The sequence below is a fragment of the Bacillus sp. NEAU-Y102 genome, from assembly GCF_054788175.1.
The window spans coordinates 101,024-123,615 of record NZ_JBTWFK010000002.1 but is presented as its reverse complement, the minus strand read 5'-3'; the positions used below and the strand labels follow the sequence as shown (position 1 = coordinate 123,615).

The 22,592-nt window shown below is 35.0% G+C and carries 24 protein-coding genes, 1 pseudogene, 1 riboswitch and 1 other annotated feature; of the genes and pseudogenes, 16 read left to right on the top strand and 9 right to left on the bottom strand.

Annotated elements, in window-relative coordinates:
- Positions 1 to 55 precede the first annotated feature (55 nt).
- Positions 56 to 1,411, top strand: a complete 1,356-nt coding sequence (locus ACYFX0_RS07025) for a sodium-dependent transporter (RefSeq protein ID WP_460270147.1) — start codon at positions 56 to 58, stop codon at positions 1,409 to 1,411.
- A gap of 25 nt (positions 1,412 to 1,436) precedes the next feature.
- Here the strand turns inward: ACYFX0_RS07025 and ACYFX0_RS07020 are convergent, their stop codons facing one another.
- Together ACYFX0_RS07020 and ACYFX0_RS07015 are read right to left on the bottom strand one after the other, a co-directional pair.
- The gene (locus ACYFX0_RS07020; RefSeq protein WP_001096007.1) at positions 1,437 to 1,595 is read right to left on the bottom strand and encodes a hypothetical protein; all 159 of its coding nucleotides are present in this window, start codon (positions 1,593 to 1,595) and stop codon (positions 1,437 to 1,439) included.
- Positions 1,596 to 1,696: 101 nt separating this feature from the next.
- A complete protein-coding gene (locus ACYFX0_RS07015; protein ID WP_106081431.1) occupies positions 1,697 to 2,971 on the bottom strand; it encodes a murein hydrolase activator EnvC family protein in 1,275 nt (424 codons plus the stop codon).
- A gap of 494 nt (positions 2,972 to 3,465) precedes the next feature.
- Here ACYFX0_RS07015 and gltP point away from each other — a divergent pair, with 494 nt between their 5' ends.
- The 9 genes from gltP (at position 3,466) to ACYFX0_RS06970 (ending at position 11,139) form a co-directional block, all read left to right on the top strand.
- Positions 3,466 to 4,740 (top strand): glutamate/aspartate:proton symporter GltP, encoded by a 1,275-nt coding sequence (gltP, locus tag ACYFX0_RS07010; RefSeq protein ID WP_000821134.1) that lies wholly within the window; start codon positions 3,466 to 3,468, stop codon positions 4,738 to 4,740.
- A gap of 68 nt (positions 4,741 to 4,808) precedes the next feature.
- Positions 4,809 to 5,327 carry a ribonuclease FAU-1 family protein gene (locus ACYFX0_RS07005; RefSeq protein WP_000824630.1) on the top strand — a complete coding sequence of 173 codons (519 nt, stop codon included), beginning with the start codon at positions 4,809 to 4,811 and terminating at the stop codon, positions 5,325 to 5,327.
- Positions 5,328 to 5,447: 120 nt separating this feature from the next.
- A riboswitch (SAM riboswitch) is annotated at positions 5,448 to 5,553 on the top strand.
- A gap of 94 nt (positions 5,554 to 5,647) precedes the next feature.
- A complete protein-coding gene (locus tag ACYFX0_RS07000; protein ID WP_000665498.1) occupies positions 5,648 to 6,964 on the top strand; it encodes a Na+/H+ antiporter NhaC family protein in 1,317 nt (438 codons plus the stop codon).
- A 181-nt stretch (positions 6,965 to 7,145) separates the two neighbouring features.
- Positions 7,146 to 7,502 (top strand): lmo0954 family membrane protein, encoded by a 357-nt coding sequence (locus ACYFX0_RS06995; protein WP_000808640.1) that lies wholly within the window; start codon positions 7,146 to 7,148, stop codon positions 7,500 to 7,502.
- A gap of 47 nt (positions 7,503 to 7,549) precedes the next feature.
- The gene (locus ACYFX0_RS06990) at positions 7,550 to 8,212 is read left to right on the top strand and encodes a PspA/IM30 family protein (RefSeq protein WP_000814131.1); all 663 of its coding nucleotides are present in this window, start codon (positions 7,550 to 7,552) and stop codon (positions 8,210 to 8,212) included.
- A 106-nt stretch (positions 8,213 to 8,318) separates the two neighbouring features.
- A complete protein-coding gene (gene liaF / locus ACYFX0_RS06985) occupies positions 8,319 to 9,059 on the top strand; it encodes a cell wall-active antibiotics response protein LiaF (protein WP_000716094.1) in 741 nt (246 codons plus the stop codon).
- Positions 9,059 to 10,114: a sensor histidine kinase gene (locus ACYFX0_RS06980; RefSeq protein WP_000744327.1), complete on the top strand. Its 1,056-nt coding sequence runs from the start codon at positions 9,059 to 9,061 to the stop codon at positions 10,112 to 10,114. Before liaF ends, ACYFX0_RS06980 begins: the two co-directional genes overlap by 1 nt.
- On the top strand, positions 10,111 to 10,743 hold the full coding sequence (locus ACYFX0_RS06975) for a response regulator (RefSeq protein WP_000598702.1): 633 nt from the start codon (positions 10,111 to 10,113) through the stop codon (positions 10,741 to 10,743). The genes ACYFX0_RS06980 and ACYFX0_RS06975 overlap by 4 nt, the downstream gene beginning before the upstream one ends.
- Before the next feature lie 57 nt (positions 10,744 to 10,800).
- Positions 10,801 to 11,139: a DUF3922 domain-containing protein gene (locus tag ACYFX0_RS06970; protein WP_118961699.1), complete on the top strand. Its 339-nt coding sequence runs from the start codon at positions 10,801 to 10,803 to the stop codon at positions 11,137 to 11,139.
- A gap of 23 nt (positions 11,140 to 11,162) precedes the next feature.
- On the opposite strand, the gene brnQ3 is transcribed toward ACYFX0_RS06970, so the two are convergent.
- Positions 11,163 to 12,509: a branched-chain amino acid transport system II carrier protein BrnQ3 gene (gene brnQ3 / locus ACYFX0_RS06965; protein WP_001099171.1), complete on the bottom strand. Its 1,347-nt coding sequence runs from the start codon at positions 12,507 to 12,509 to the stop codon at positions 11,163 to 11,165.
- 56 nt (positions 12,510 to 12,565) lie between these two features.
- Positions 12,566 to 12,824: a binding site (T-box leader), on the bottom strand.
- A gap of 272 nt (positions 12,825 to 13,096) precedes the next feature.
- On the opposite strand from brnQ3, the gene ACYFX0_RS06960 reads away from it, so the two are divergent.
- A complete protein-coding gene (locus ACYFX0_RS06960; protein WP_000880630.1) occupies positions 13,097 to 13,306 on the top strand; it encodes a hypothetical protein in 210 nt (69 codons plus the stop codon).
- Between the two features lie 40 nt (positions 13,307 to 13,346).
- Here the strand turns inward: ACYFX0_RS06960 and ACYFX0_RS06955 are convergent.
- A pseudogene (locus tag ACYFX0_RS06955) lies at positions 13,347 to 14,122 on the bottom strand (class I SAM-dependent methyltransferase).
- 108 nt (positions 14,123 to 14,230) lie between these two features.
- On the opposite strand from ACYFX0_RS06955, the gene ACYFX0_RS06950 reads away from it, so the two are divergent.
- A complete protein-coding gene (locus ACYFX0_RS06950) occupies positions 14,231 to 15,082 on the top strand; it encodes a hypothetical protein (RefSeq protein WP_000677055.1) in 852 nt (283 codons plus the stop codon).
- 198 nt (positions 15,083 to 15,280) lie between these two features.
- Here the strand turns inward: ACYFX0_RS06950 and ACYFX0_RS06945 are convergent, their stop codons facing one another.
- Positions 15,281 to 15,478 (bottom strand): hypothetical protein, encoded by a 198-nt coding sequence (locus ACYFX0_RS06945; RefSeq protein WP_001053359.1) that lies wholly within the window; start codon positions 15,476 to 15,478, stop codon positions 15,281 to 15,283.
- Between the two features lie 148 nt (positions 15,479 to 15,626).
- Here ACYFX0_RS06945 and ACYFX0_RS06940 point away from each other — a divergent pair, with 148 nt between their 5' ends.
- The 3 genes from ACYFX0_RS06940 to hmpA all read left to right on the top strand — a co-directional run bounded on the left by ACYFX0_RS06940 (position 15,627) and on the right by hmpA (position 18,725).
- Complete coding sequence (locus tag ACYFX0_RS06940) at positions 15,627 to 16,724, top strand: site-2 protease family protein (RefSeq protein ID WP_000794496.1); 1,098 nt, start codon at positions 15,627 to 15,629, stop codon at positions 16,722 to 16,724.
- Positions 16,725 to 16,838: 114 nt separating this feature from the next.
- Complete coding sequence (locus tag ACYFX0_RS06935; protein WP_000735433.1) at positions 16,839 to 17,357, top strand: hypothetical protein; 519 nt, start codon at positions 16,839 to 16,841, stop codon at positions 17,355 to 17,357.
- A gap of 159 nt (positions 17,358 to 17,516) precedes the next feature.
- A complete protein-coding gene (gene hmpA, locus ACYFX0_RS06930) occupies positions 17,517 to 18,725 on the top strand; it encodes an NO-inducible flavohemoprotein (protein ID WP_000947319.1) in 1,209 nt (402 codons plus the stop codon).
- A gap of 32 nt (positions 18,726 to 18,757) precedes the next feature.
- On the opposite strand, the gene ACYFX0_RS06925 is transcribed toward hmpA, so the two are convergent.
- Positions 18,758 to 19,270, bottom strand: coding sequence for a Crp/Fnr family transcriptional regulator (locus ACYFX0_RS06925; RefSeq protein ID WP_000600585.1), 513 nt, complete (start codon positions 19,268 to 19,270; stop codon positions 18,758 to 18,760).
- A gap of 170 nt (positions 19,271 to 19,440) precedes the next feature.
- On the opposite strand from ACYFX0_RS06925, the gene ACYFX0_RS06920 reads away from it, so the two are divergent.
- Positions 19,441 to 19,668 carry a hypothetical protein gene (locus tag ACYFX0_RS06920; RefSeq protein WP_000882911.1) on the top strand — a complete coding sequence of 76 codons (228 nt, stop codon included), beginning with the start codon at positions 19,441 to 19,443 and terminating at the stop codon, positions 19,666 to 19,668.
- Positions 19,669 to 19,961: 293 nt separating this feature from the next.
- Here the strand turns inward: ACYFX0_RS06920 and ACYFX0_RS06915 are convergent, their stop codons facing one another.
- From ACYFX0_RS06915 to ACYFX0_RS06905, 3 genes are all read right to left on the bottom strand, one after another.
- Positions 19,962 to 20,762: a sulfite exporter TauE/SafE family protein gene (locus ACYFX0_RS06915; protein WP_000455760.1), complete on the bottom strand. Its 801-nt coding sequence runs from the start codon at positions 20,760 to 20,762 to the stop codon at positions 19,962 to 19,964.
- 117 nt (positions 20,763 to 20,879) lie between these two features.
- Positions 20,880 to 21,878 (bottom strand): inorganic phosphate transporter, encoded by a 999-nt coding sequence (locus ACYFX0_RS06910; protein WP_000380276.1) that lies wholly within the window; start codon positions 21,876 to 21,878, stop codon positions 20,880 to 20,882.
- An 11-nt stretch (positions 21,879 to 21,889) separates the two neighbouring features.
- Positions 21,890 to 22,510: a DUF47 domain-containing protein gene (locus tag ACYFX0_RS06905; RefSeq protein ID WP_000231445.1), complete on the bottom strand. Its 621-nt coding sequence runs from the start codon at positions 22,508 to 22,510 to the stop codon at positions 21,890 to 21,892.
- Positions 22,511 to 22,592 lie beyond the last annotated feature (82 nt).

Genomic DNA, 22,592 nt, shown 5'->3' with positions numbered 1-22,592 from the left:
AAATGAAAGTGTATAATTAACAAAAGTTTAAATATTCAGAAAAGGAGAATTTATGATGAAAGAAACACAGCAATGGACGTCGAAAATAGGCTTTGTACTCGCAGCAGCCGGAGCCGCAGTAGGTCTTGGTGCGATATGGAAATTTCCATATGTTGCAGGTAATGGCGGGGGAGGAGCATTCTTCCTTGTATTTTTACTATTAACTTTATTTATAGGTATGCCTCTTCTAATAGCGGAGTTTGCTATTGGACGTAGCACGCAAAAAGAGGCGGTTACAGCTTATAAAGTATTAGTGCCAAATAGCAAATTATATCCTTGGATTGGTCGTATGGGAGTTGTTACTTGTTTTAGTGTACTATCTTTTTATAGTGTTGTAGGTGGATGGATTTTACTTTATTTATATTATAGTGTGACAGGCAGTTTCTGGAATGGAGTAGCTGATTATGGACAATTGTTTGGTGAAACGATTTCAAATCCGTTAAGTGCGATTGGAGCACAATTTATCTTTATGCTTTGTACAATTTTTGTCGTAAGTAAAGGTGTAGAGAAAGGTATAGAAAAGGCAAGTAAGTACATGATGCCGCTATTATTTATTTTATTTATAGCGATTATTGTTCGTGCGTTAACACTCGATGGTGCTTTTGCTGGAGTAGAGTTCTTCTTAAAGCCAGATTTTTCAAAGCTTACAGCAGATACGATTTTATATGCGATGGGACAATCTTTCTTCTCGCTAACTGTAGGTGCCTCGGTAATGGTAACGTATAGTTCGTATTTAAAGAAAGAAGAACATTTAGCGAAATCAGCAACATCTATTGTAAGTTTAACTGTTTTTGTTACAGTACTTGCAGGATTAGCAATTTTCCCAGCGATTTTCGCATTAGGAGTTAAACCGACTGAAGGACCGGGATTACTGTTTATCGTCCTTCCAGCAGTATTTGCAAAAATACCATTTGGTCAATTTTTCTTTATTATGTTTTTAATTTTATTCTTCTTTGCGACTTTAACATCAGCAATTTCAATGCTTGAAATTGTAGTAGCATCTGTTGCGAAAGGTAATGAGAAGAAGCGTCCGTCAGCATCATTATTAATTGGTATTCTTATTTTTGCAGTCGGTATTCCATCAGCGTTATCATTTGGAATAATGAGTGACGTGAAAATATTCGGGAAAACATTTTTTGATTTAGTCGACTTTTCAGTAAGTAACGTATTGCTGCCGTTAGGAGTACTAGCTATTTCATTATTTGTACCAAATAAAATGAGTAAAGAATTGTTGATGAAAGAATTAGAAGTGACGGAAACGAAAGGGAAAACGTTATTTAACATTTGGTTCTTCTTACTTCGTTATGTCATTCCGGTAACTGTAATAATTGTATTTTTAAATGCGATAGGTATATTTAAAATGTTTGCATAAAAAAGACGGGGATCTACCGTCTTTTTTATGTTGATGAATGTAATAGCCGATTATACGCTTTATAGGCTGTGGTGACTGCGAGGAATGAACCGATTAAAAATAAAACTGAGCCGCCAAATGTAAATATCCGGCCGATATATGTCGTTCTAGCTTCTTCTATTTTTTGTTGTAATTGCGTATTCATATGGATCACCTCGTAAACTATAGGCATTTAGTTATAGTTTATGTAGAATGCCTATATTGTGTGAAGTGTAAATAAAAAACCTCGGTAGGCACCGAGGTTTTTTATAATCCGATATAAGGAGATGGGTCAACTGCGTTTGTCTTGCCGACATTCCATTCTCCAAGATGAAGTTCGAAGTGTAAATGTTGTCCGTATGATTGGCCCGTATTCCCCATAAATCCAAGCTGATCGCCTTGTTTTACAGTTTGTCCATTCGATACGGAACGGCTATTCATATGAGCATATACTGTCGTATATGTTTTTCCGTTTATACGGTGAGATAAGTACACTACGTTTCCGTAACTAGATGATAATTCTGAGCGAATAACAACGCCATCTGCAGCAGCGATAATTGGAACCGTTCCCGAAGCAGCGATGTCAATTCCTTTATGGTTATCTAAAGAACGTACACCGAATCCGGATGTTTTTGATCCAGCTGCTGGTTTGATAAAGCCACCGATATTTGTATCATGTGGTGTTGGAGCTGCTTGATTTGCTTGAGCAGATTTAGTAGCTTGTTGTTTGCGAGCCTCTTCTGCCTGGCGAGCTTCTTCCGCTTTACGAGCTTCTTCGGCACGTTTTTCTTCTTCAATTGCTTTTTGAACAGCTTGACGTTGATTTTCTAAAATACCTTTGGATTCTTCTAATCCTTCAATCTCTGAATCTACTTTTGCTACTTTCGTATGTAGATCGTTAATAAGAGTTTGTTGCTGTTGTTGGTTATTTTGTAATTCTTGCTGTTTTTGTTCTAGTTTTTGCTCAGATTCTTTCAGTTGTTGTTCTTTTTTCTCAACAGCTTCTTTTTCTGTAGTTACAGCATTTTGATCAGATGTTTGTTTTTTTACAATATCTGTATCGTTGTTTAATATTAAACTTACGGAGTACATATTATCAACAAGATCAGCAATGTTTGTAGAGTTTGTTAATACTTCTGTAATGATATTTGTACGCGGTTTTTCTTGCATAGATTGTAATCGTTGTTTAATAACTTCCTGACGTGTATCTATGTTTGTTTGTAATTGTTCTATATGTTTCTTTTTGTCAGTAATTACTTGTTGTGTTTTGCTAATTTCTTTTTTTGTATCGTTTAATTCAGCCTCGTTTTTATTAATAGAAGTAGTTAATTCATCGATTTTCTTCTGTAATTCTTGAATTTCTTTTTCTATTTGTTCTTTCTCGACTGATTTATTTTGTAAGTCACTTTGTTTGCCTTCTAATTCAGATTGAATGTTAGTTAATTTATCTTGATTCGTTTCAGCGTATACGGGTGAAAGTAACGGGGAAGCAAAAATCGTTCCTGCTGCTAAAACACTAAACGCTGCAAATTTCTTTTTCATTGTTGTCTGACTCCTTTCCCTATGAATGTTATATATCATAAGAAGAAGGGTGTCTATCGTTGTAATCATAATGTAAAGAAAACTTTATAAAATTGCTAAGTTTTGTCGGAATTTATCATTTTTCAACTTTAATTGTCATAGTACTTACATTTTATTTATATGTGTAACAAAGGTAAATTTTTGATTTATTTGTAAAATGCAGGAGGGAAGTAAGAGTTTTTATGGGGTGAAATATTACTTAGAAAGCCAATGAAATACTAGTAAGGAATCGTTCTCATGTGAGGTTTTCTGACATGAGTTTATTTTTTGTCAAGAAAATTATTTGTGTTCGAGCAAAGTTATTTTGTTGTCAGATTTTAAATTTTGATTTATGATTTTTAACAGGGACAAAATGTAGTGAATTGTCGAATAATATGTAATACTCTTAATTTCTTAGTTTTATAGAGATAGAATGAGAGATAGAGTGACACATCGAAGAGGGGGTTACAACAAATATGAAAAGAATAGGACTTGCATGGCAAATATTAATAGGACTTGCACTTGGTATTGCAGTTGGGGCGATTTTCTTTGGCAATCCGGCTGTAGTGAGTTATTTACAACCAATTGGTGATATTTTCATCCGATTAATTAAAATGATCGTTGTACCGATTGTTGTAGCAAGTATTGTTGTTGGGGTTGCTGGTGTTGGCGATGTTAAAAAACTAGGTCGACTAGGCGGAAAAACAATTATTTACTTTGAAATTATTACAACAATTGCAATTATTGTTGGTCTATTAATAGCGAATATTTTCCAACCAGGAAAAGGCGTGAATATGGAGCAGTTAACAAAGACAGATATTTCAAAATATACACATACAACAGAGCAAGTACAAAGTCATTCATTTGCAGATACATTTGTAAATATTGTTCCAACGAACATTATGAAGTCATTAGCTGACGGAGATATGCTTGCTATTATATTCTTCTCTGTACTATTTGGTTTAGGTGTAGCAGCAATTGGTGAAAGAGGAAGACCAGTTCTTCAATTTTTCCAAGGTGTAGCTGACGCAATGTTTTATGTAACAAACCAAGTTATGAAATTTGCACCATTTGGTGTGTTTGCACTAATTGGTGTTACAGTTTCTACATTTGGTCTTGCTTCATTAATTCCATTAGGGAAATTACTAATTGTCGTATATGGAGCAATGATCTTCTTCGTCGTAGTTGTCTTAGGACTTACAGCGAAAATATTTGGAATTAACATTTTCCAATTCTTTAAGATTTTAAAAGACGAGCTGATCTTAGCGTATTCTACAGCAAGCTCAGAAACAGTTTTACCGAAAATCATGGAGAAAATGGAGAAATTCGGTTGTCCGAAAGCAATTACATCTTTCGTTATTCCGACAGGTTATTCATTTAACTTAGATGGATCAACTTTATATCAAGCAATTGCGGCGATTTTCTTGGCGCAAATGTACGGTATTGATTTATCTATTACACAACAAATTACATTATTACTTGTATTAATGGTTACATCAAAAGGTATCGCAGGTGTACCGGGCGTATCATTCGTTGTATTATTAGCGACACTTGGTACAGTAGGTATTCCACCTGAAGGTTTAGCGTTCATTGCTGGTATTGACCGTATTTTAGATATGGCTCGTACAGCAGTTAACGTTGTAGGAAACTCTTTAGCAGCTGTAGTTATGTCTAAGTGGGAAGGTCAATATGACGCTGAAAAAGGACAAGCTTATTTAAAAGAGATTTCTGAAAAGGGTCAAGCTGCTTAATTATAATATGAACAAGCTCTCACATAATATGTGGGAGCTTTTCTGTATATAGAAGAGGAGCAGACATAATGAAACGTAAATATGGTGACGGTGCTTCGTGGAAGAGACTAATAGAAAAGAGTTATACGGTTAAGCAAGTGGAAGAGGGAATGCTCGGAATACTGGATATAAAAAAAGTGAGAGAGCCTAGTTGTAAAGAATATGATGGTAAAGAAATTTGTATTGCAAGTGATGGGTATACGTGGGTTCAATATTTCATTAATGGAAAGAACTTTGCGATTACAGCTATGTTAGATGATAGGCACAATTTAGTGCAATATTATATTGATGTGACGAAAGAATATGAAATAGACGATCGTGGTTTACCGTATTTTGATGATTTATATTTAGATGTAGTATTATTACCCAGCGGTAAGGTGTATATATTAGATGAAGAAGAGCTAGAGGATGCTTATAAAAGTGGCGATGTCACGAAGGAAGAGTATGAGTTAGCTTGGTACACTACGAAATGGATATTAGCAGCAATAAAAAATAGTGAATTTTATTGGATTTCAATATTGGAAGAAGAAATCGAAAAGTTAAAATGATTGTTGTATTCAAATTTTTGTATAATTACCAAAAAAATCTATACAAAAAATAATTGACTTTTGTTTTGTAAGCGAGTAAAGTTAGGGAAGAAATTATTATTAAAAAATAAATATGAAACCTTCTTATAAAGAGAGGCGGAGGGACTGGCCCTACGATGCCTCGGCAGCGGACTCGATTTCAGAGTGCTGTGCCAAATCCAGCAAGCGTGTGCTTGAAAGATGAGAAGAGTGTTTCTTATAGATGTATAAGACCTCTTCTCATCGGAAGAGGTCTTTTGTTATTCATTAGAAAAAGGTTGAAACTAGGGAGAGATGGTACTTTGAAAGAAACGAGAGGAAATGGTTTAGCTTTATTACCACTTGGGATATTTTTGGCGCTATTTATTGGTTCTGGAATTATTACAGGTGATTTCTATAAATTGCCGATACTTGTAGCGATTTCAATTGCTGTAGGAGTTGCTTTAGTGATGAATCGTAAAGAAAGTTTTAATGTGAAAGTAGAGCGGTTCGCTAAAGGTGCAGGAAATCCAGATATTATGATTATGGTATTAATTTTTGTGCTTGCTGGTGCATTTTCTGAAACTGCTAAAGGAATGGGCGGGGTAGATTCAACTGTTAATTTAGCGTTAACTATTTTACCGCCAGGATTTATCGTAGCTGGAATCTTTGTTATTGGTGCATTTATTTCATTAGCTATGGGGACTTCAATGGGAACAATTGCAGCGTTAGCACCAATTGCTGTAGGTATTAGTGGTCAAACTGATATCTCAATTGCGCTTACGATGGCTACTGTTGTTGGCGGAGCGATGTTTGGTGATAATTTATCATTTATTTCAGATACAACAATCGCAGCTGTTCGTTCACAAGGAACAGAAATGAAAGATAAGTTTAAAACGAACTTTTTAATTGTATTACCAGCGGCTATTATTACAATTGTACTATTAGTAATAGTTACTTCAGGAAGTGATACGCAGGTTAAAGCGCATAGCTTTGATTGGATAAAGATTTTACCGTACGCAGGAGTACTTATTACAGCTCTACTTGGCTGGAATGTACTTATCGTATTAACTGGTGGAACTGTACTATCTGGTGTTATCGGTCTTATAGATGGAAGTTACACGTTAGAAAGTTTCTTTAAAAGTGTAACGACTGGAATGGGCGGTATGATGGAGTTAGTATTACTTGCTATATTAATTGGCGGTATGGTTGAATTAATCCAATATAATGGTGGTATTCAATATTTAATGAATGTATTAACACGTAATATTCGTTCGAAAAAAGGAGCGGAATTTGGTATTGCTGGTTTAGTGAGTATGACGAATATGTGTACAGCAAATAATACGATTTCGATTATTTTTACAGGCCCGCTTGCAAAAAATATTGCGGATCAATATGAAATAGATCCTCGTAAATCAGCGAGTGTATTAGATCTTTTCTCATGTTGTGTGCAAGGGTTGATCCCGTACGGTGCCCAAATGTTAACGGCAGCAGGATTTGCAGCGTTATCTCCGGTTGAATTGTTACCATATGCATTTTATCCAATTTTAGTTGGAGTATGTGGGATTGTTTCTATTTTAATTGGGTTTCCAAGGTTTTCGAAAGTAGCTGAGAAAAAAAAGTATCATAAAACAGCTTAATCTAATATGAACGTTAGTAATTAAAAAACGTGCAGAGAATAGACTCTGCACGTTTTTTTGCGTAAAGGGCTGAATATGACTCGGTCTTAAGTCTGAGTTAAAAACGGTTCTTAAGCTCGTTATGGAAAGATGAAAAAATAGTTAAGATAAGAGTATCAAATCGAAGGGAGGCAAGCACAAGATGAAACAATTTCTAGCGTTTATCGCAGCCGGTATTTTGGCTTTAATTGCTCTTGGTAGTCTTGCTGGTATTGTAGGATTCGCAATCGGAGCAGGAGTTGTATATTGGAGCTATAAATCATTTGTGCGAGCTAAATCATTTTTTGGAAAGTTAGCTTGGGGTATTGTTGGTTTAATCGGTTTATCCATTGCACTTTCTCATTCACCAGCATTAATCGGTATCGCTGCTTTAGTGGTTTTATACTACGGATACCGTGAGTGGAAAAAAGAAAAAGATGTAGTTGTTGAATCTGCTCCAGAAAGTTCTAAACCATATAGCAACTTTGAAGATGAGTGGAACAAATTAATGAAAAACTAAAACAATAAATCAAATTATAATTAAAGTAGAAGAGAGGAAGATTTATAATGAAACAATCTTTATTCGGACGTGTACGCGATGCAATTTTAGCTGATTTTCATAACGTGTTAGATGAGAAGGAAAGAAAAAATCCAATTGCGATGTTAAACCAATATTTACGTGATAGTGAGCGTGAAATAACAAAAATTGAGAAGTTAATTGAGCGTCATAAAACATTAAAATCTAACTTCGCTCGTGAGCTTGAGCAAGCACGTTATTTCGTTAATAAAAGATCAAAGCAAGCTATCGTTGCTCAAGAAGCAGGCGAATTACAATTGCACGAACGTGCGTTAGAAGAGGTAGCTTATTATGAAGGGCAAGTAACTCGATTAGAAGAAATGTATGCAGGTGTTGTAGAGCAAATTGATGAGTTAGAGCGTCGTCTTTCCGAAATGAAAAATAAATTAAAAGAAATGCACGCAAAGCGTATGGAACTAATGGCACGTGAAAATATGGCACATGCAAATCGTCGGATGAATACTGCGATGCATAAAATGGATGAAAATAATCCGTTCTTACGATTTGAAGAAATTGAAGATCACATTCGTGACTTAGAAACTCGTATGAATGAAGGGCATGAGCGTGACACATTTGATATGAAAATTGCAAAACTTGAGCGTGAAATGAAAGAAAAGAATGATGTATCGTTAACGAAAGAGTTAACAAAATAATAGTAGTATATTATAAAACAGGCTTATGATATAGTGATAGGAGAAAAGGTGTTGGAAAGCAATGCCTTTTCTTCTATGTATATGTGACAAGAAGGGGGGAGCTGAAGTGAAGAAACATTTTTCAAAGACACAATTAATGGGGATGCTCCTCATCATATTTGGGTTCGGTCTTTTTCTTGATATGATACTTGGACATTTTGAACCAGGTGGTCTCATTTTTGCATTTATTATGCTTATGTTTGGAAGGCATTATCGTAAAAAGAATCGTTATGTACGGGGGAATGTATTTTTATTTGTTGGTGGTATCGTATTTTTATTTTTCTTATTTTCATCAGCAGCATTTGTTCTTGTCGTATTTGCTTGTTTAGCTTTAATTGGTTATCAATTGATTCAACAAGGACATCAGCAAAAAGCAATGAAGGTTGAAATTAAAGAAAAAGGGATTATAGACGAAGAGAAGCAAATATATCGTACAGAACCATATTTGAAAAATATGTTTGTAGGCAATGTACGAATGATGGATCATATTTATGAACTTGAGGATATTAATGTTCAATATGGTGCTTGTGATGTGGAAATAGATTTAACAACTGCTATGATTCCAGAAGGAGAAACAGTAATTGTTATTCGAGGTGTCGTTGGTAATATTCGTTTATATGTGCCATATGATATTGAACTTTCTTTAAATCACTCTGTTATTGTCGGCCGTGTGCTCTTGCCAGGTCATGAAGAGACAGGGTTTAACCGCAATGTTACATTTAGAACAGAGCAGTATAAAGAGGCTCCTCGTCGTATTAAAATTATTTCTTCGCTTGTCGTAGGCGACACGGAAGTGAGGAAAGTATAATGAAGAAACAAAAAAATATTTCGTGGATGTATATTCGTTATTCTATGTTGTCCTCTGTTAGTATCGCACTCATTTGTACAATTGTATATGTATGGAAAAGCGAGCAACAAGTGTATGATTTATTATGGAAGGAATCCATCGCTTCTGTTCCAATTGGCTTGTTTATTATGACTACAAGTTTACTTATCGGGGGAATTGTAGGATATGCAATCGGTTACTATATAGAGCAGCGTATACAAGGATTAAATACTTTTCTATTTGAAGTAGAGCGAGGGAATTTTCCGAGTGATGTTTCGTTTACTGCGGATGATGAATTTCATGAAGTGGAGCGAAAAGTAATCGTTCTGGCTCGTCGATTAGAGGAGCAAGCTGGACTCTTTCAAAAAGTAACGAATGAACGAGCTCATTGGAATGAAGAGATGAGACAAGAAGCGATTTCTCAAGAAAGGCATCGCTTAGCAAGGGAGTTGCATGATTCAGTAAGTCAGCAGCTTTTCGCAATGTCGATGATGATGTCAGCGATTAATGAACAAATAACTGAATTTCCAGATGTGACAAAAAAACAATTACAACTTGTTGAAAATATGGTTGTAAATGCTCAATCAGAAATGAGAGCATTGCTCCTTCATTTACGTCCTGTACAATTGGAAGGTAAGAAACTGACAGAAGGTATAGAGGAATTATTAACGGAATTATCGCGAAAACAACATATGAAAATTGAATGGCTTATTGAGCCAATAGAATTAAAAAAAGGTGTAGAAGATCATTTATTCCGTATTGTGCAAGAAGCGCTATCAAATACGTTGCGACACGCGAAGGCAAAGAAAACAGAAGTGCGCCTTCGAAAAATTGATCAATATGCGATTTTAAAAATCATTGATGACGGTGTTGGGTTTGAAGTAGGCGTTAATAAAGCCGGTTCCTATGGCTTAAGATCGATGCAAGAGCGTGTTCATGAAATTGGTGGGACACTCAAGGTACTGAGTTTCCCGGCCAAAGGTACACAAATAGAAGTGAAAGTACCAATTATGCTTGAGAGAGGGGGAGAAGTATGATAAAAGTATTGCTTGTCGATGATCATGAAATGGTTCGTATGGGTGTATCGGCATATTTATCTACACAACCAGATATTGAAGTGGTCGGGGAAGCTGAAAATGGAAAAAAAGGATCAGAATTAGCACTGCAATTAAGACCGGATATTATTTTAATGGACCTTGTTATGGATGAGATGGATGGTGTCGAAGCAACACGTGCTATTATTCAAGAATGGCCAGAAGCAAAAATTGTAGTTGTAACAAGCTTTTTAGATGACGAAAAATTGTATCCTGTTATTGAGGCTGGGGCGACTAGTTATTTATTAAAAACATCAAGAGCAAGTGATATAGCGGACGCTGTACGAGCTACTTATGATGGAGAAACGGTATTAGAGCCGAAAGTTACCGGGAAAATGATGTCCCGTATGCGTCAAAAGAAAGAGCAACCTTTGCATGAGGAGTTAACAGAAAGAGAGTCTGAAATTTTGTTATTAATTGCAGAGGGGAAAAGTAATCAAGAGATTGCAGATGAATTGTTTATTGCCCTCAAAACAGTAAAGACACATGTGAGTAATATATTAAATAAACTAAATGTAAGTGACCGGACACAGGCGGTTATTTATGCATTTAGACATCAATTAACGAAATGATAAAGTGCAACTTTAATCAGTGGGGGACTATCCCCATTGATTATTAGTTTGCATCAAATCTTTTTATTGACGCTAATAAATGTAAGCGTTATCATTAAGTTGTTAACAGTACATACAAAGGGGAGAATGTATATGTTAGTTCAAACTATATTCGGAATGGATAAGTCTAAAAAATTAGGGGATTATGTGAACGCATTACAAGCGCTTTGTGAACAATATAATGTTGAAACAGATAAAATTGCGATTATTGAGGCAACAGAGGAATACTATTTATTTTTAGTAAAGCAAGAAGACTGCTATGATGTTGTTAAGGTAGAAACAGTTGATACGAATATTGAATATTATACGAAAGCGTATAAAATAAGTAGTTTTAATCATACTGCTTATCAAATGTAAAAAAACTCCCTTTCGGGAGTTTTTTAGGATGCTTTTGCGTCGGTTATTAAGGGAACTTTTTTAGCACCGCTTAGTTTAGCGATAGTAAATCCGATAAGTGCTCCGGCTAATGCTGGTAATAGCCAGCCTATTCCTTCATTATATAAAGGAATAAATTCAAAGTTGGACGTGATAAACGAGACTGGAATACCGCCTTGTTTTAATCCATCAAATACGCTCACAACTGCTGCTCCGATTAAAGCACCTACATAAACAGAGCGATATCCACCGAAGTATTTATGAAGTAACGATAGTAGTACGAGTACAATCGCAATTGGATATACAACAAGTAGAATTGGAACAGAGATTGCGATAATTTTTGTTAAACCTAAGTTGGCAACTAATAATCCTAATGCGCAAATGATACTCGCGAACGTTTTGTATGAAAATGTAGTCAATAATGTTGAAAAATATTGGCTGCACGCAGATACGAGTCCAACGCATGTCGTTAAACAAGCGAGTGTAACGATAAGAGATAATAGGAGCAAACCGTATGGGCCGAATAATTGTTGTACGATAACAGTAAGTAGCTGTCCACCATTTTTTGCATATCCGAGAGAGACACTAGTTGTCCCAAGCCAGCCGAGTGCACCATATACAAGTACGAGTCCTGTAGCGGCAATAAGCCCTGCTTTTGCTGTGGCGATGGCAATGGACTTACGATCATTCACACCTTTAGAGCGAATTGCATTTACAACGATAATTCCAAATGCAAGTGCTGAAATGGTGTCCATTGTTAAGTACCCTTCCATAAAGCCTTTGAAGATTGGAGAAGTTTGATACTCTTGCATAGCTGGTCCTGATTGTCCAAGTGGTGTAAAGACACTTTTAACAAACAATAAGAAAATTGAGAGTAATAAAATAGGTGTTAATATATTTCCAATACGATCGACAAGTTTAGATGGATTTAAACTCAGCCAAAATACGATAGTAAAGAATATGATTGTATATACAAATAGCACTAGGCTGCTAGAGCGGATTGTTTCTGGTAAGAAAGAACTAACACCCATTTCATAAGCAACATTTGCAACACGTGGGATGCCCATGGATGGACCGATGGCAATGTATACAACTACCGTAAAGAAAATTCCGAATAATGGATGAACATGACTTGCAAGTTGCTGCATTCCATTTCCTGATAGAGAAATTGCGATAACAGTAAGTAGTGGTAAGCCAACTCCTGTTAGTAAAAATCCAATCATTGCGGGCCAAAAGTTTTCACCTGCGTTTTGGCCAAGCATGGGAGGGAAAATTAAATTACCTGCCCCAAAAAATAAAGAAAATAGCATAAGACCCGTGAAAAAAATATGTTTTTTTGATACAGTGTTCATTGTTTTTCCTCCTTTTTTAAATTCATTTGTAAGAACACAAAAAACTCGTCCCTAAAGAAAGGGACGAGTTATATTTACCCGCGATACCACCCTAATTTACACATGTAGAAATAAATCTATATGTATACGGCTTTGCAACGTACAACATGATACGTGTTCCTTGTAACGGGGGACGGCCGGTAAGAACTTACTGTAACATTCGGTTCTACTTCTCGGAGATGATTTTCGGTTACGCACTGAACGTTGGCTTTCAGCAAATCGCCAACTCTCTGGGGAACAGTTCTATAACGTACTCGTTCTCGTCAATGAATTTTTATTCAAGTATTCTGACAGTATTGTTGCATGTTTTTTTTAGAAAGTCAATATGTTTTTTGAAAGATATATTTATATACGGAAATATCGAAAGTAATATTCGTTGTTGCAAAAGGAATAATGAATTGTAAAATGGGAGTAAAAATTTGTGGAGAATTGTAAAATTTATAGAGAAAGTTGATATTTATAGGAGTAAAGAAGGGATTATTTGAATTTACAGAGAATATTACAACAATCCACTTGCTGGAAAGAACAAACCAAAAGAGGTGAATGAAATGCTTGCGATGGGAGTATTATTTGGCATTATTGCTATAATTGGTTTTATGTGGTTATATTATTCGCGTTCGTTTAAACAAGCAGAAGTTTTACTCTTTCAAAAAGGTAGTTTGTTGACAAATCAGTCTAGATATTTAGTATGTCCGAAGTGTGGAAGTGCACAGGCCAGAAGTGGAGGATATCAAGAGTGTTGCAAAATTAGATTATGAAAGAAAGGAAGCCTCACATTATTTTGTGAGGCTTCCTTCCTTACAACTTCATGGCGCTCCAAATTGTCCATCGATCTCTTTCAATAATAGGAGAGACGTTTTGTAATGTGGTCTGTATATGTTGTAGAAGTTGAGAAAGTTCATCATCTGTTAACTCATATAGAATGGATCGACCTGTTCGAGGAGATAAATCTTGTAGCAATGCTTCTACAGAATCATGTATTTTTCGTACTTCCCATTGTGTTTGTGTGGGAAGCACGTGAAGAGAATGTTTTTGTAATTCTTTCTGTATCGTGTTGGTTTTTGGACGTCTTTTTGACTCTATTTCAATGAGTTTTGGAAATATAGAGAAAAAATATCCACGAATGTGTTCGAGACTTCCTGGAACTGTACAATCTTCAATCGTTCGATCTTGTAAAATAAGTACACCGTTTTATTTAATATACGAGAAGCTTCACATAAAAATGTAGGAATGTCTTGTAAATGATGAATAACTGCGCGCGAAATAACTATGTCGAATGTTTCGTTAGGGTATGGGATATTATGTGCATCACCGTGGATGAAAGAAATATTTGGGAAATTGTTGCAATTTTCTTTTGCAGCTTGTAATATTTCTTTTGAAAAATCAAGTCCCACAACATTTTTGGCTCCCATAAGAGCGAGTTCTTTCGTATAAATCCCGCCACCGCAGCCAATATCAATTATTTGCTTGTTTTGTATGTCTGTAATGTTTTTTACCATTTCAGCCCAAGAAATATGAGCGTTTCTTGTTGCGTATGTGTATTTATTATTTGCTTCATGAAAATTAATGGACATGATAAAGACCTCCTTTCAATGATTAGTATAACTTATTTAATAGGATGTCACGTTTTTGTTTTATGTATGAAGATTATAAGAATTTCTTATCGTAAAAGGAGGATTAATTTGAAAGGGAAATATGTATTGTTGTTATTTGTTATGTTACTAGCAGCTTGTGGTCAAGCTGAGCAAAAACAAGAAACAAAAAAAGTAGAAGAGACGGTGAATGAAGTGAAAGAAACAATAGGGGTAACCGTTATACAAAAAAAACATAAAGAGAAAAAGTTGCAGGAATCAGAAGCGAAGTTAGTAATAGACATTTTGGATAAAGCTGAGAAACAAGAAATAACCGGAAGCTTCGGTGAACCTGAATATGAAATACAAATTAGTAGAGAGGGGAAAAAAGAAACTTATTATGCATGGTTAAGGGGAGAAGATAGACGAGGATGGGTGCAATATAAGAAAGTTATGTATATGTTGAATGAAAAAGATACGGAAAAGCTTTTGGCTATATTTCCAAATGTTTCAGAACAAAAAGAAGAAGAGATGCAGGTAGGTCCTTTAACGGAGGTAACAAAAAAAGATTTGCAGATTACCGCGTTTCATATTAAAGCAGGCGATCAAAACGTGAATTATATGGTACGGTATACGATTTCACAATCACTATACAACAAGTTAGTGAAGGAACAAGAATATTATTTGCAACTCACTTTCCCAGAAAAAGTTCAAAAATTAATTGGAGCAAAAGAGAGTGAAATGATTTTAGGTGAAAAAGTAAAGGAAGGGTATAAGCAATATGAATTGCATGCTACTGTGCAGGTAAAAGGCGCTTCAGAATCACAATTAAAATCATTAGAAACATATTACGAAAAGTATGATTTAAAAATATTAAACAGTGAAAAAGAAAAAATAGGTGTGTTTCAAAATATAATTCAAATCGTTAAAGAGTATGGTGAAAAAATGAATTTCCAAAGATAAAGTGAGAATTTAATCGGCGGAGGCTGCTCATTTCTCATTGATTAATAGTCTTTGCCAATTCGGCGTTGACTCTCACTTAACTTCTTTGTTTCAACTGAATTTTGGGGTAAGGCCCTTATTGGCTGTAACTGAATTGTAAATTCTATATAGCCTTTCCTAGGAAATGATAATAGAGAGGGGAGAAGAACACCCTCTCTATTATTTTGCTTTTGCAGATGGCTCATTCATTGATTTTCGTGTAATAAGAAATGAAATCATAAGAGCGGAAAGAATGATAAGAGTGATAAGTAAGTGATTTGGCAACCAATCTAATAATAATACATAGCTCACTGTATAAAAAATAAGAGTTGAAGCTAAAAATGATAAAACACTTATTATGAGAGATTGTAAATTCATTCGTATATACCTCCTTTATTTATATTTTTGGCTAAAAATGGATTAAATAAACATTATTTCTAACAATAGAAAAAAATATGTCATAATAAAGAGGAGAATAATTTTTGATGAGCTTGTATGACTCGTTACAGGGGGTTAAAGGAGAGAGATGAAAAATAATAAAAAAGGATTATGGGGAATTATTGTTGCCATAGGATTATTTTTACTGTCTAAGTTAAAGTGGGTATTTGCAATTTTTAAATTAGCAAAGTTTTCAACGGTATTTAGTATGTTTCTATCGCTTGGCGCATACGCAGTTCTATATGGTTGGAAATTTGGGGTGGCGCTCATTTATTTGTTGTTTGTTCATGAAATGGGCCATTTATGGGCTGCGAAAAGAAAAGGGATTCCAACATCGCCAGCAATCTTTATCCCATTTATGGGCGCTCTTATTGGAATGAAAGAGATGCCGAAAAATGCAAAAGATGAAGCTTACATTGCCTATATGGGTCCGCTTTTCGGGCTTCTGTCATATTTACCTGCGATACCGCTTTACATAATGACGAAAGAACCATTTTGGGCGCTTGTTATTTTGCTTGGAAGTATGATTAATTTCTTTAATTTAATTCCCGTTTCGCCGCTAGATGGTGGGCGAATTATTTCAGTTGTCAGCACTAAAATTTGGGGAGCAGGCCTTATTTTATTACTTGGCTATTCAATTTACTTTAAAAGTATTTTGGGAGGATTTATTGTTATTATCGGTTGTATGGAATTATATAGAGTGATAAAGAGAGATGAGCCGATTAAGGAATTAGGGCATAAAATTGATGGGATGAAAGAATATGTTGCTAGGATTGAAGAGGAATTAAAAGAAACGGGTGCTGTACATCGGACTATATACATGATGCATCATGAGATGAATGCATTAAGACAAAGAGAACGGGAAAAAGAGTTACAAATAGGTGAACTTCAAAAAATGGAAGTGTTAGAGTATCTTTTACCGAAGTTCGAACCGTTAGATTATGTTCCATATGAAGATGAAAAAGATGAGTATACAATTCACATAAGGGAAGCATTTGAAGCGTCAGAAAGAAAATTAAATAAATGGAAAATAGAAAAAGAACAACAAGAAAACTATTATAAAGTGGATGCGAAAACGAAATGGACAGTATTTGCTTGTTATATCGGATTAATGGCTATACTCGGTTACACAGCTTATGAAGGATATATTGTTTTACAAGAACATTTGCCAACGAGAAATGTATAGAAAAATATTGTCGAAATGATAGGAAGAATTTATACAGGAAGTATATTTCTACGAGAGAATGTTACAAGTATAGCCATACATTATAATATCTTTAGTAGAGAAGGAGTTCTGTATATGAAGAAATTGCTACGTGTATTCGGGATTATTATCGTAATGATCATCGCGAGTTATAGTCTTATGAAAGTGCTGTTACATTATGCGAATAAGCCTGCTGAGGTAAATACAATAGCTCAAGTAGAAGATGTGCAAGAAGAGACAAAAGTGCTAGATTTTATTCGAATGACACATGAAAGCTATAATAATTTCTTAAATTACGGTAAAGCAGAGAATTATACAGACGGGGATTGGAATCAATTTAAGCAATGGTTTCAACAACAAGAACCATCTTTAAAAAATATACATACGGAAATAAAGAATGAAAAAATAAAACGCGATGTAAATAGAAGCTATGAAATTGTAAAAAAAGGTGTGGAACTTCAAAATATTGAGTATGTAGTGTATGCCCACCGTGTATATCATGACTTGGATATTATCGTAAATAAATATAGGGGGGAAACGAATATCTGGGGGTATACAGAGTTTGGCGAGGGGAAAGATATAAAAGTAATTGAACAAGCTATACAAACAAAATAATAAGCTAGCTAGAATTCTAGTTAGCTTATTTTCTTTTGTAAGTACAATGTTCATATATTATTCACAAAAACAACGTGTTAATAGTGATTAAAATCACAATCTGCATTATAAGATTCAGTTAAACTAAAAACAGTTAAGGAAATAGAGGAGTGGGATACAATGTTAAGTGCAAAAACAATTGAAATCGTAAAGTCAACAGTACCATTATTACAAGAAAAAGGCGTTGAAATTACAACGAGATTTTATGAAATTTTATTTTCAGAACATCCGGAGTTATTGAATATTTTCAACCATACGAATCAGAAAAAGGGAAGACAACAACAAGCGTTAGCGAATGCTGTTTATGCAGCTGCAACGTACATTGATAATTTAGAAGCAATTATTCCAGTTGTAAAACAAATTGGTCATAAGCATAGAAGTTTAGGTATTAAAGCTGAGCATTATCCGATTGTAGGTACATGTTTACTACGTGCCATTAAAGAGGTCGCAGGTGCACCTGATGAAGTTTTAAATGCATGGGGAGAAGCATATGGTGTCATTGCTGATGCATTTATTAGCATTGAAGCAGAGATGTATGAAGAAGCTGCACATAAAGAAGGTGGATGGAAAGACTTCCGTAACTTTGTGATTGTTAAAAAAGTGAAGGAAAGCGATGTTATTACGTCATTTTATTTGAAACCTGAAGATGGAGGGAAAGTTTCTTCATTCATCCCAGGTCAATATGTAACGGTTCAAATCAATATTGAAGGTGAGACATATACACATAATCGTCAATACAGTTTATCCGATGCACCTGGGAAAGAATATTATCGTATTAGTGTAAAGAAAGAAAAAGGTGTAGATACACCAGACGGTAAAGTGTCTAATTACTTACATGAACATGTAAAAGAAGGAGATGTTTTACCAGTAAGTGCACCAGCGGGAGATTTCGTGTTAAATATGGATTCAACATTACCAGTTGTACTAATTAGTGGTGGAGTAGGGATTACACCGATGATGAGTATGTTAAATACGTTAATTGAACAAGATTCAAAACGTAATGTATATTTTATTCATGCAGCAATAAATAGTAATACACATGCAATGAAAGAACACGTTAAGGCAGTAGAAAATGAATATGAACAAGTTAAAGCATATACTTGTTATTCTGCACCGACTGAAAAAGATTTAGAAATGAAGAACTTTGATAAAGAAGGTTTCGTTGAAAGCGAATGGTTAAAAACTATTATTCAGACAACTGAAGCAGAATTTTATTTCTGTGGTCCAGTAGCATTTATGAAGCATATAAATGCTGCACTAACTGATTTAGGTGTGAAACAAGAGCATATTCATTATGAATTTTTCGGCCCAGCAACAAGCTTACAATAAGACAGATGAGAATAAACAAAAAAACGAGGTATTTATTTTACCTCGTTTTTTATTTGTTCTCGTAATAAACGGTTAACTGTTTCACGGCGTATGCCTATCAGTTGACCAATTTCAGTTTGTGTTAATATTTCATATATAGGAATGTCACCTAAATATAATGTGAACCATTCTTGTAAACGATGAAGACGTTCTTTCGGAGAGACAGTTGTCAATTGATCAATTCGTTGTTGCATCATTCTTAATTTAGATTGCAATTGCATAGCGATGTTGGCATACGATTCGGGATTTGCTTGAAGTCTCTCGTACCATTCACTACTAGTGATCGGTTCCACTTCTGTCTTTATTAAAGCGATAGCTGTACCGTGATATTCTTTCGGTGAAATTAAAGAATGATGAGGTATCGTTTCACCTGGAACGATAATGTTGAATAAAAATGGTGTTCCGTCTTCTTCTAGCCGAACTACTTTTAATAAGCCTGTTTTTATAAAGTATAAAGGACCGTCCTCGCCTTGACGGAATAGTACATCTCCTTTGTGTAGAATCAATGTTAGCCCCCCATTAATATGTTTCTATTTCTTCTATTTTAGCGTATATGTATATAGACAATATGCTATTTCAACAGCAATTTCATTGACGAAATGTATGCTATTACAGTAGTATACTATTTAGTGTGTAATAGTACTAGCAATGAATACGCTGTAGGGGGTTTAGTATATTGTTAGATGCGATAAGAATGACGGATATGAGAATTCCGGCGAATGCTATCATTCATGTAGAAGAGATGAAAGGTGGAGTCGTTTTATCCGTTGAAGTAGACGGCCAAATTATTTATACGATGGCTTATGATGAAGAAACAGATAGTTATGCTGAATTATATGATCGAAACGATAAGAGGGCGTGCCAAGTACATGAAGACTTTATGGGATGGTCACTTCTTCACTAAAAAAGATGTCAATATGACATCTTTTTTTATTAAATCGATAGAATATACAAAGAAATGAAATATAAGGATAAAATTTGTAATAATTGATTTTGCATTGTTAGCACTCTGTAACTGCAAGTGAACTATTTTTTCGCTATCATAAAGATAACAGTCGCAGTTATAGGAGTGGTCAACTTGAAGAAAGTACATATTTCAAATTATATGTTATTAAGTGCTTGTTTAATTTTATTTGTTCTCCTCGGAGGATTTTTATATTCATGTGTATAAGAAAAACGCATTCTAAAAAGAATACGTTATAAAAGGGAAATAATGATTAATCTAGTTCCAAGAATAATTAACGTAATACGTAATAAATTAATTACGGCGTTACCACTCAGTTTTGTATTAATGTAAGCCCCGATTTTTCCGCCGATCCATGCACCAGGAATAAGGATTAATGCATAAATCCAGCTGACATTTCCAAGTGAGATGTGAGTTGCAGAACTTACAATTGCTGATAGAAATACGATGAACATTGAAGTTGCTACTGCAATATGTGCTGGGAATGCAAAAAGAAGCATCATTGCTGGAACAAGTAAGGCACCGCCACCAATTCCAAATAACCCAGATATAAACCCAACTATAAAGGCGATAAAGATAGCAAGAAACGGTGGGAATTGGTAGTGTACAGCATTTCCATCATTATCTGTAAAAGAACGCTTAATTACAGACGTATTTGAGAGGGAAAGAGGTTTTAATTTGTCTCGAAGCATAAGTAGAATTGAGACGAATATAAGGAAAATCCCAAAGTATAAAGAAAATGTGTCTTGGTTTAAAAATTTATTTGCCCATGATCCGATAATACCACCAGGACCGCTTCCGATAAATAAAATAAGTCCACTTTTATAATCCACTCGCTTATGCTTCATGTAAGTAAGGGTAGAAGATAGTCCTGTGAAAACGACTGTTACCATAGAAGTCCCTACTGCAAGTTGTGGTGATAAACTGTGTAATCCAATTAATAACGGAACAATAATAATTCCGCCTCCAAGCCCAACTAGGCTGCCGACTGTCCCGGCGATTAGTCCGATGAAAAGTAACATGATGTATTCCAAAATTGCCAACTCCTCTAAATAACTTATCCACCAATTATTATACACGCTTTTTAATGAGAAATAGGCTTGTTCACAAAAAAGTCGTCTTCCTAGAAAAATAAGGAAGACGACTTTTGATTAGAAAACAAAATGTAATAGGTAGTAAAACAGAGCAGCTAAAGAAGCTGAAATAGGAAGTGTAATAACCCATGTAATTAACATACGTTTTGCAGTTCCCCATTTTACCCCCTTCACACGGTGAGAAGCACCAACCCCTAAAATAGAAGAAGAGATAACGTGCGTCGTACTAACCGGTAAGTGAATGAATGTTGCACCGAAAATAACAAGTGATGATGATAAATCGGCAGCTACACCATTTACAGGACGAATTTTCATAATTTGTCCACCGACAGTTTTAATAATTTTCCATCCACCGACAGAAGTACCAAGTCCCATTGCGATAGCACAAGATAATTGTACCCAGAACGGGATATCGCTAGAAGTATGATAGTTATTAGCCATAAGAGCCATCGTAATGATTCCCATTGCTTTTTGTGCATCATTCGTACCGTGTGTATAGGCTTGTAATGCTGCAGTGAAAATCTGGAATATACGGAAGTTTTTATTCGTTTTCGTTAAGTTAAAGTTTTTAAAGACCACTTTAAAAATACTGTAAACGATATAACCAATAACGAAAGCGATAATTGGTGAAATGATTAAAGCTTCAAGAATTTTAATGAATCCTTTAAGGTTTAATGAGCTAATACCAGCAGCAGCAATGGCTGCACCTGCGATGGAGCCAATAATTGCATGCGAAGAACTACTTGGGATACCGTAGTACCAAGTAATTAAGTTCCATGCTATCGCCGCAAGCAAAGCAGCTAAAATTACAAGAGAACCATTTTGTAAAGCAAATGGGTCAACGATATCTTTTGTAATCGTTTTTGCTACACCTGTAAATGTCATTGCACCTAAAAAGTTCATAATAGCTGCCATAATAATTGCATGTCTAGGCTTTAGAGCTTTCGTTGAAACAGCCGTTGCAATAGCGTTTGCTGTATCGTGAAATCCATTGATAAAGTCAAAAGCTAAAGCGCAAATGACTACTAAAACGGTCAGTATCAAGAGTGTATCCATGATCAAACTCCTTACGCGTTCTTCATAATAATTGTTTCTAATACGTTTGCAACGCTTTGACAGCTATCAGCTACTTCTTCAAGCTCTTCGTAAATCTCTTTAAATTGAATAATCTTAATCGGATCTTTTTCACGAGAGAATAAGTGCTTAATCGCATGACGACGAATATCATCGCATTGTGATTCGTAATCCTTAATCTTAATCGCGTTCGTACGAATGTCGACTAACTTCTTTTTAGACAGTAGTTCAACAGAGTTTGCAATCTCAATCGCACATTGATTAATTGCTTCCACGAATTTAATCATGTATTCATCAGCTTCTGTAATAGAATACATTTCGAACAGACCAGCACTGTGATCTAATCCGTCTAATACATCATCCATACTCATTGCAAGTTGTAGGATGTCCTCACGTTCAATTGGAGTAATAAACGCTTTGTTTAGCTCCATAATGATTTCGTGAATAAATGAGTCACCTTTTGACTCATACTCTTTCATGCGCATAGAAAACTCTTTTAAATCGCTAGCATTTTTAATTTTATACTCCACGAAAAACTGCGCGCCTTCTTTTAAATTTTCGGAAACATTCATTAACATTTCAGAAAATTTATCTTTTTTTGATTTAAAGACCATTATTGTTACCCCCACAAAAGTAATATATGTAAAATATATTGGCTAATCAATTCTAACAAAAAACTGTCGTTTTTTAAAACAT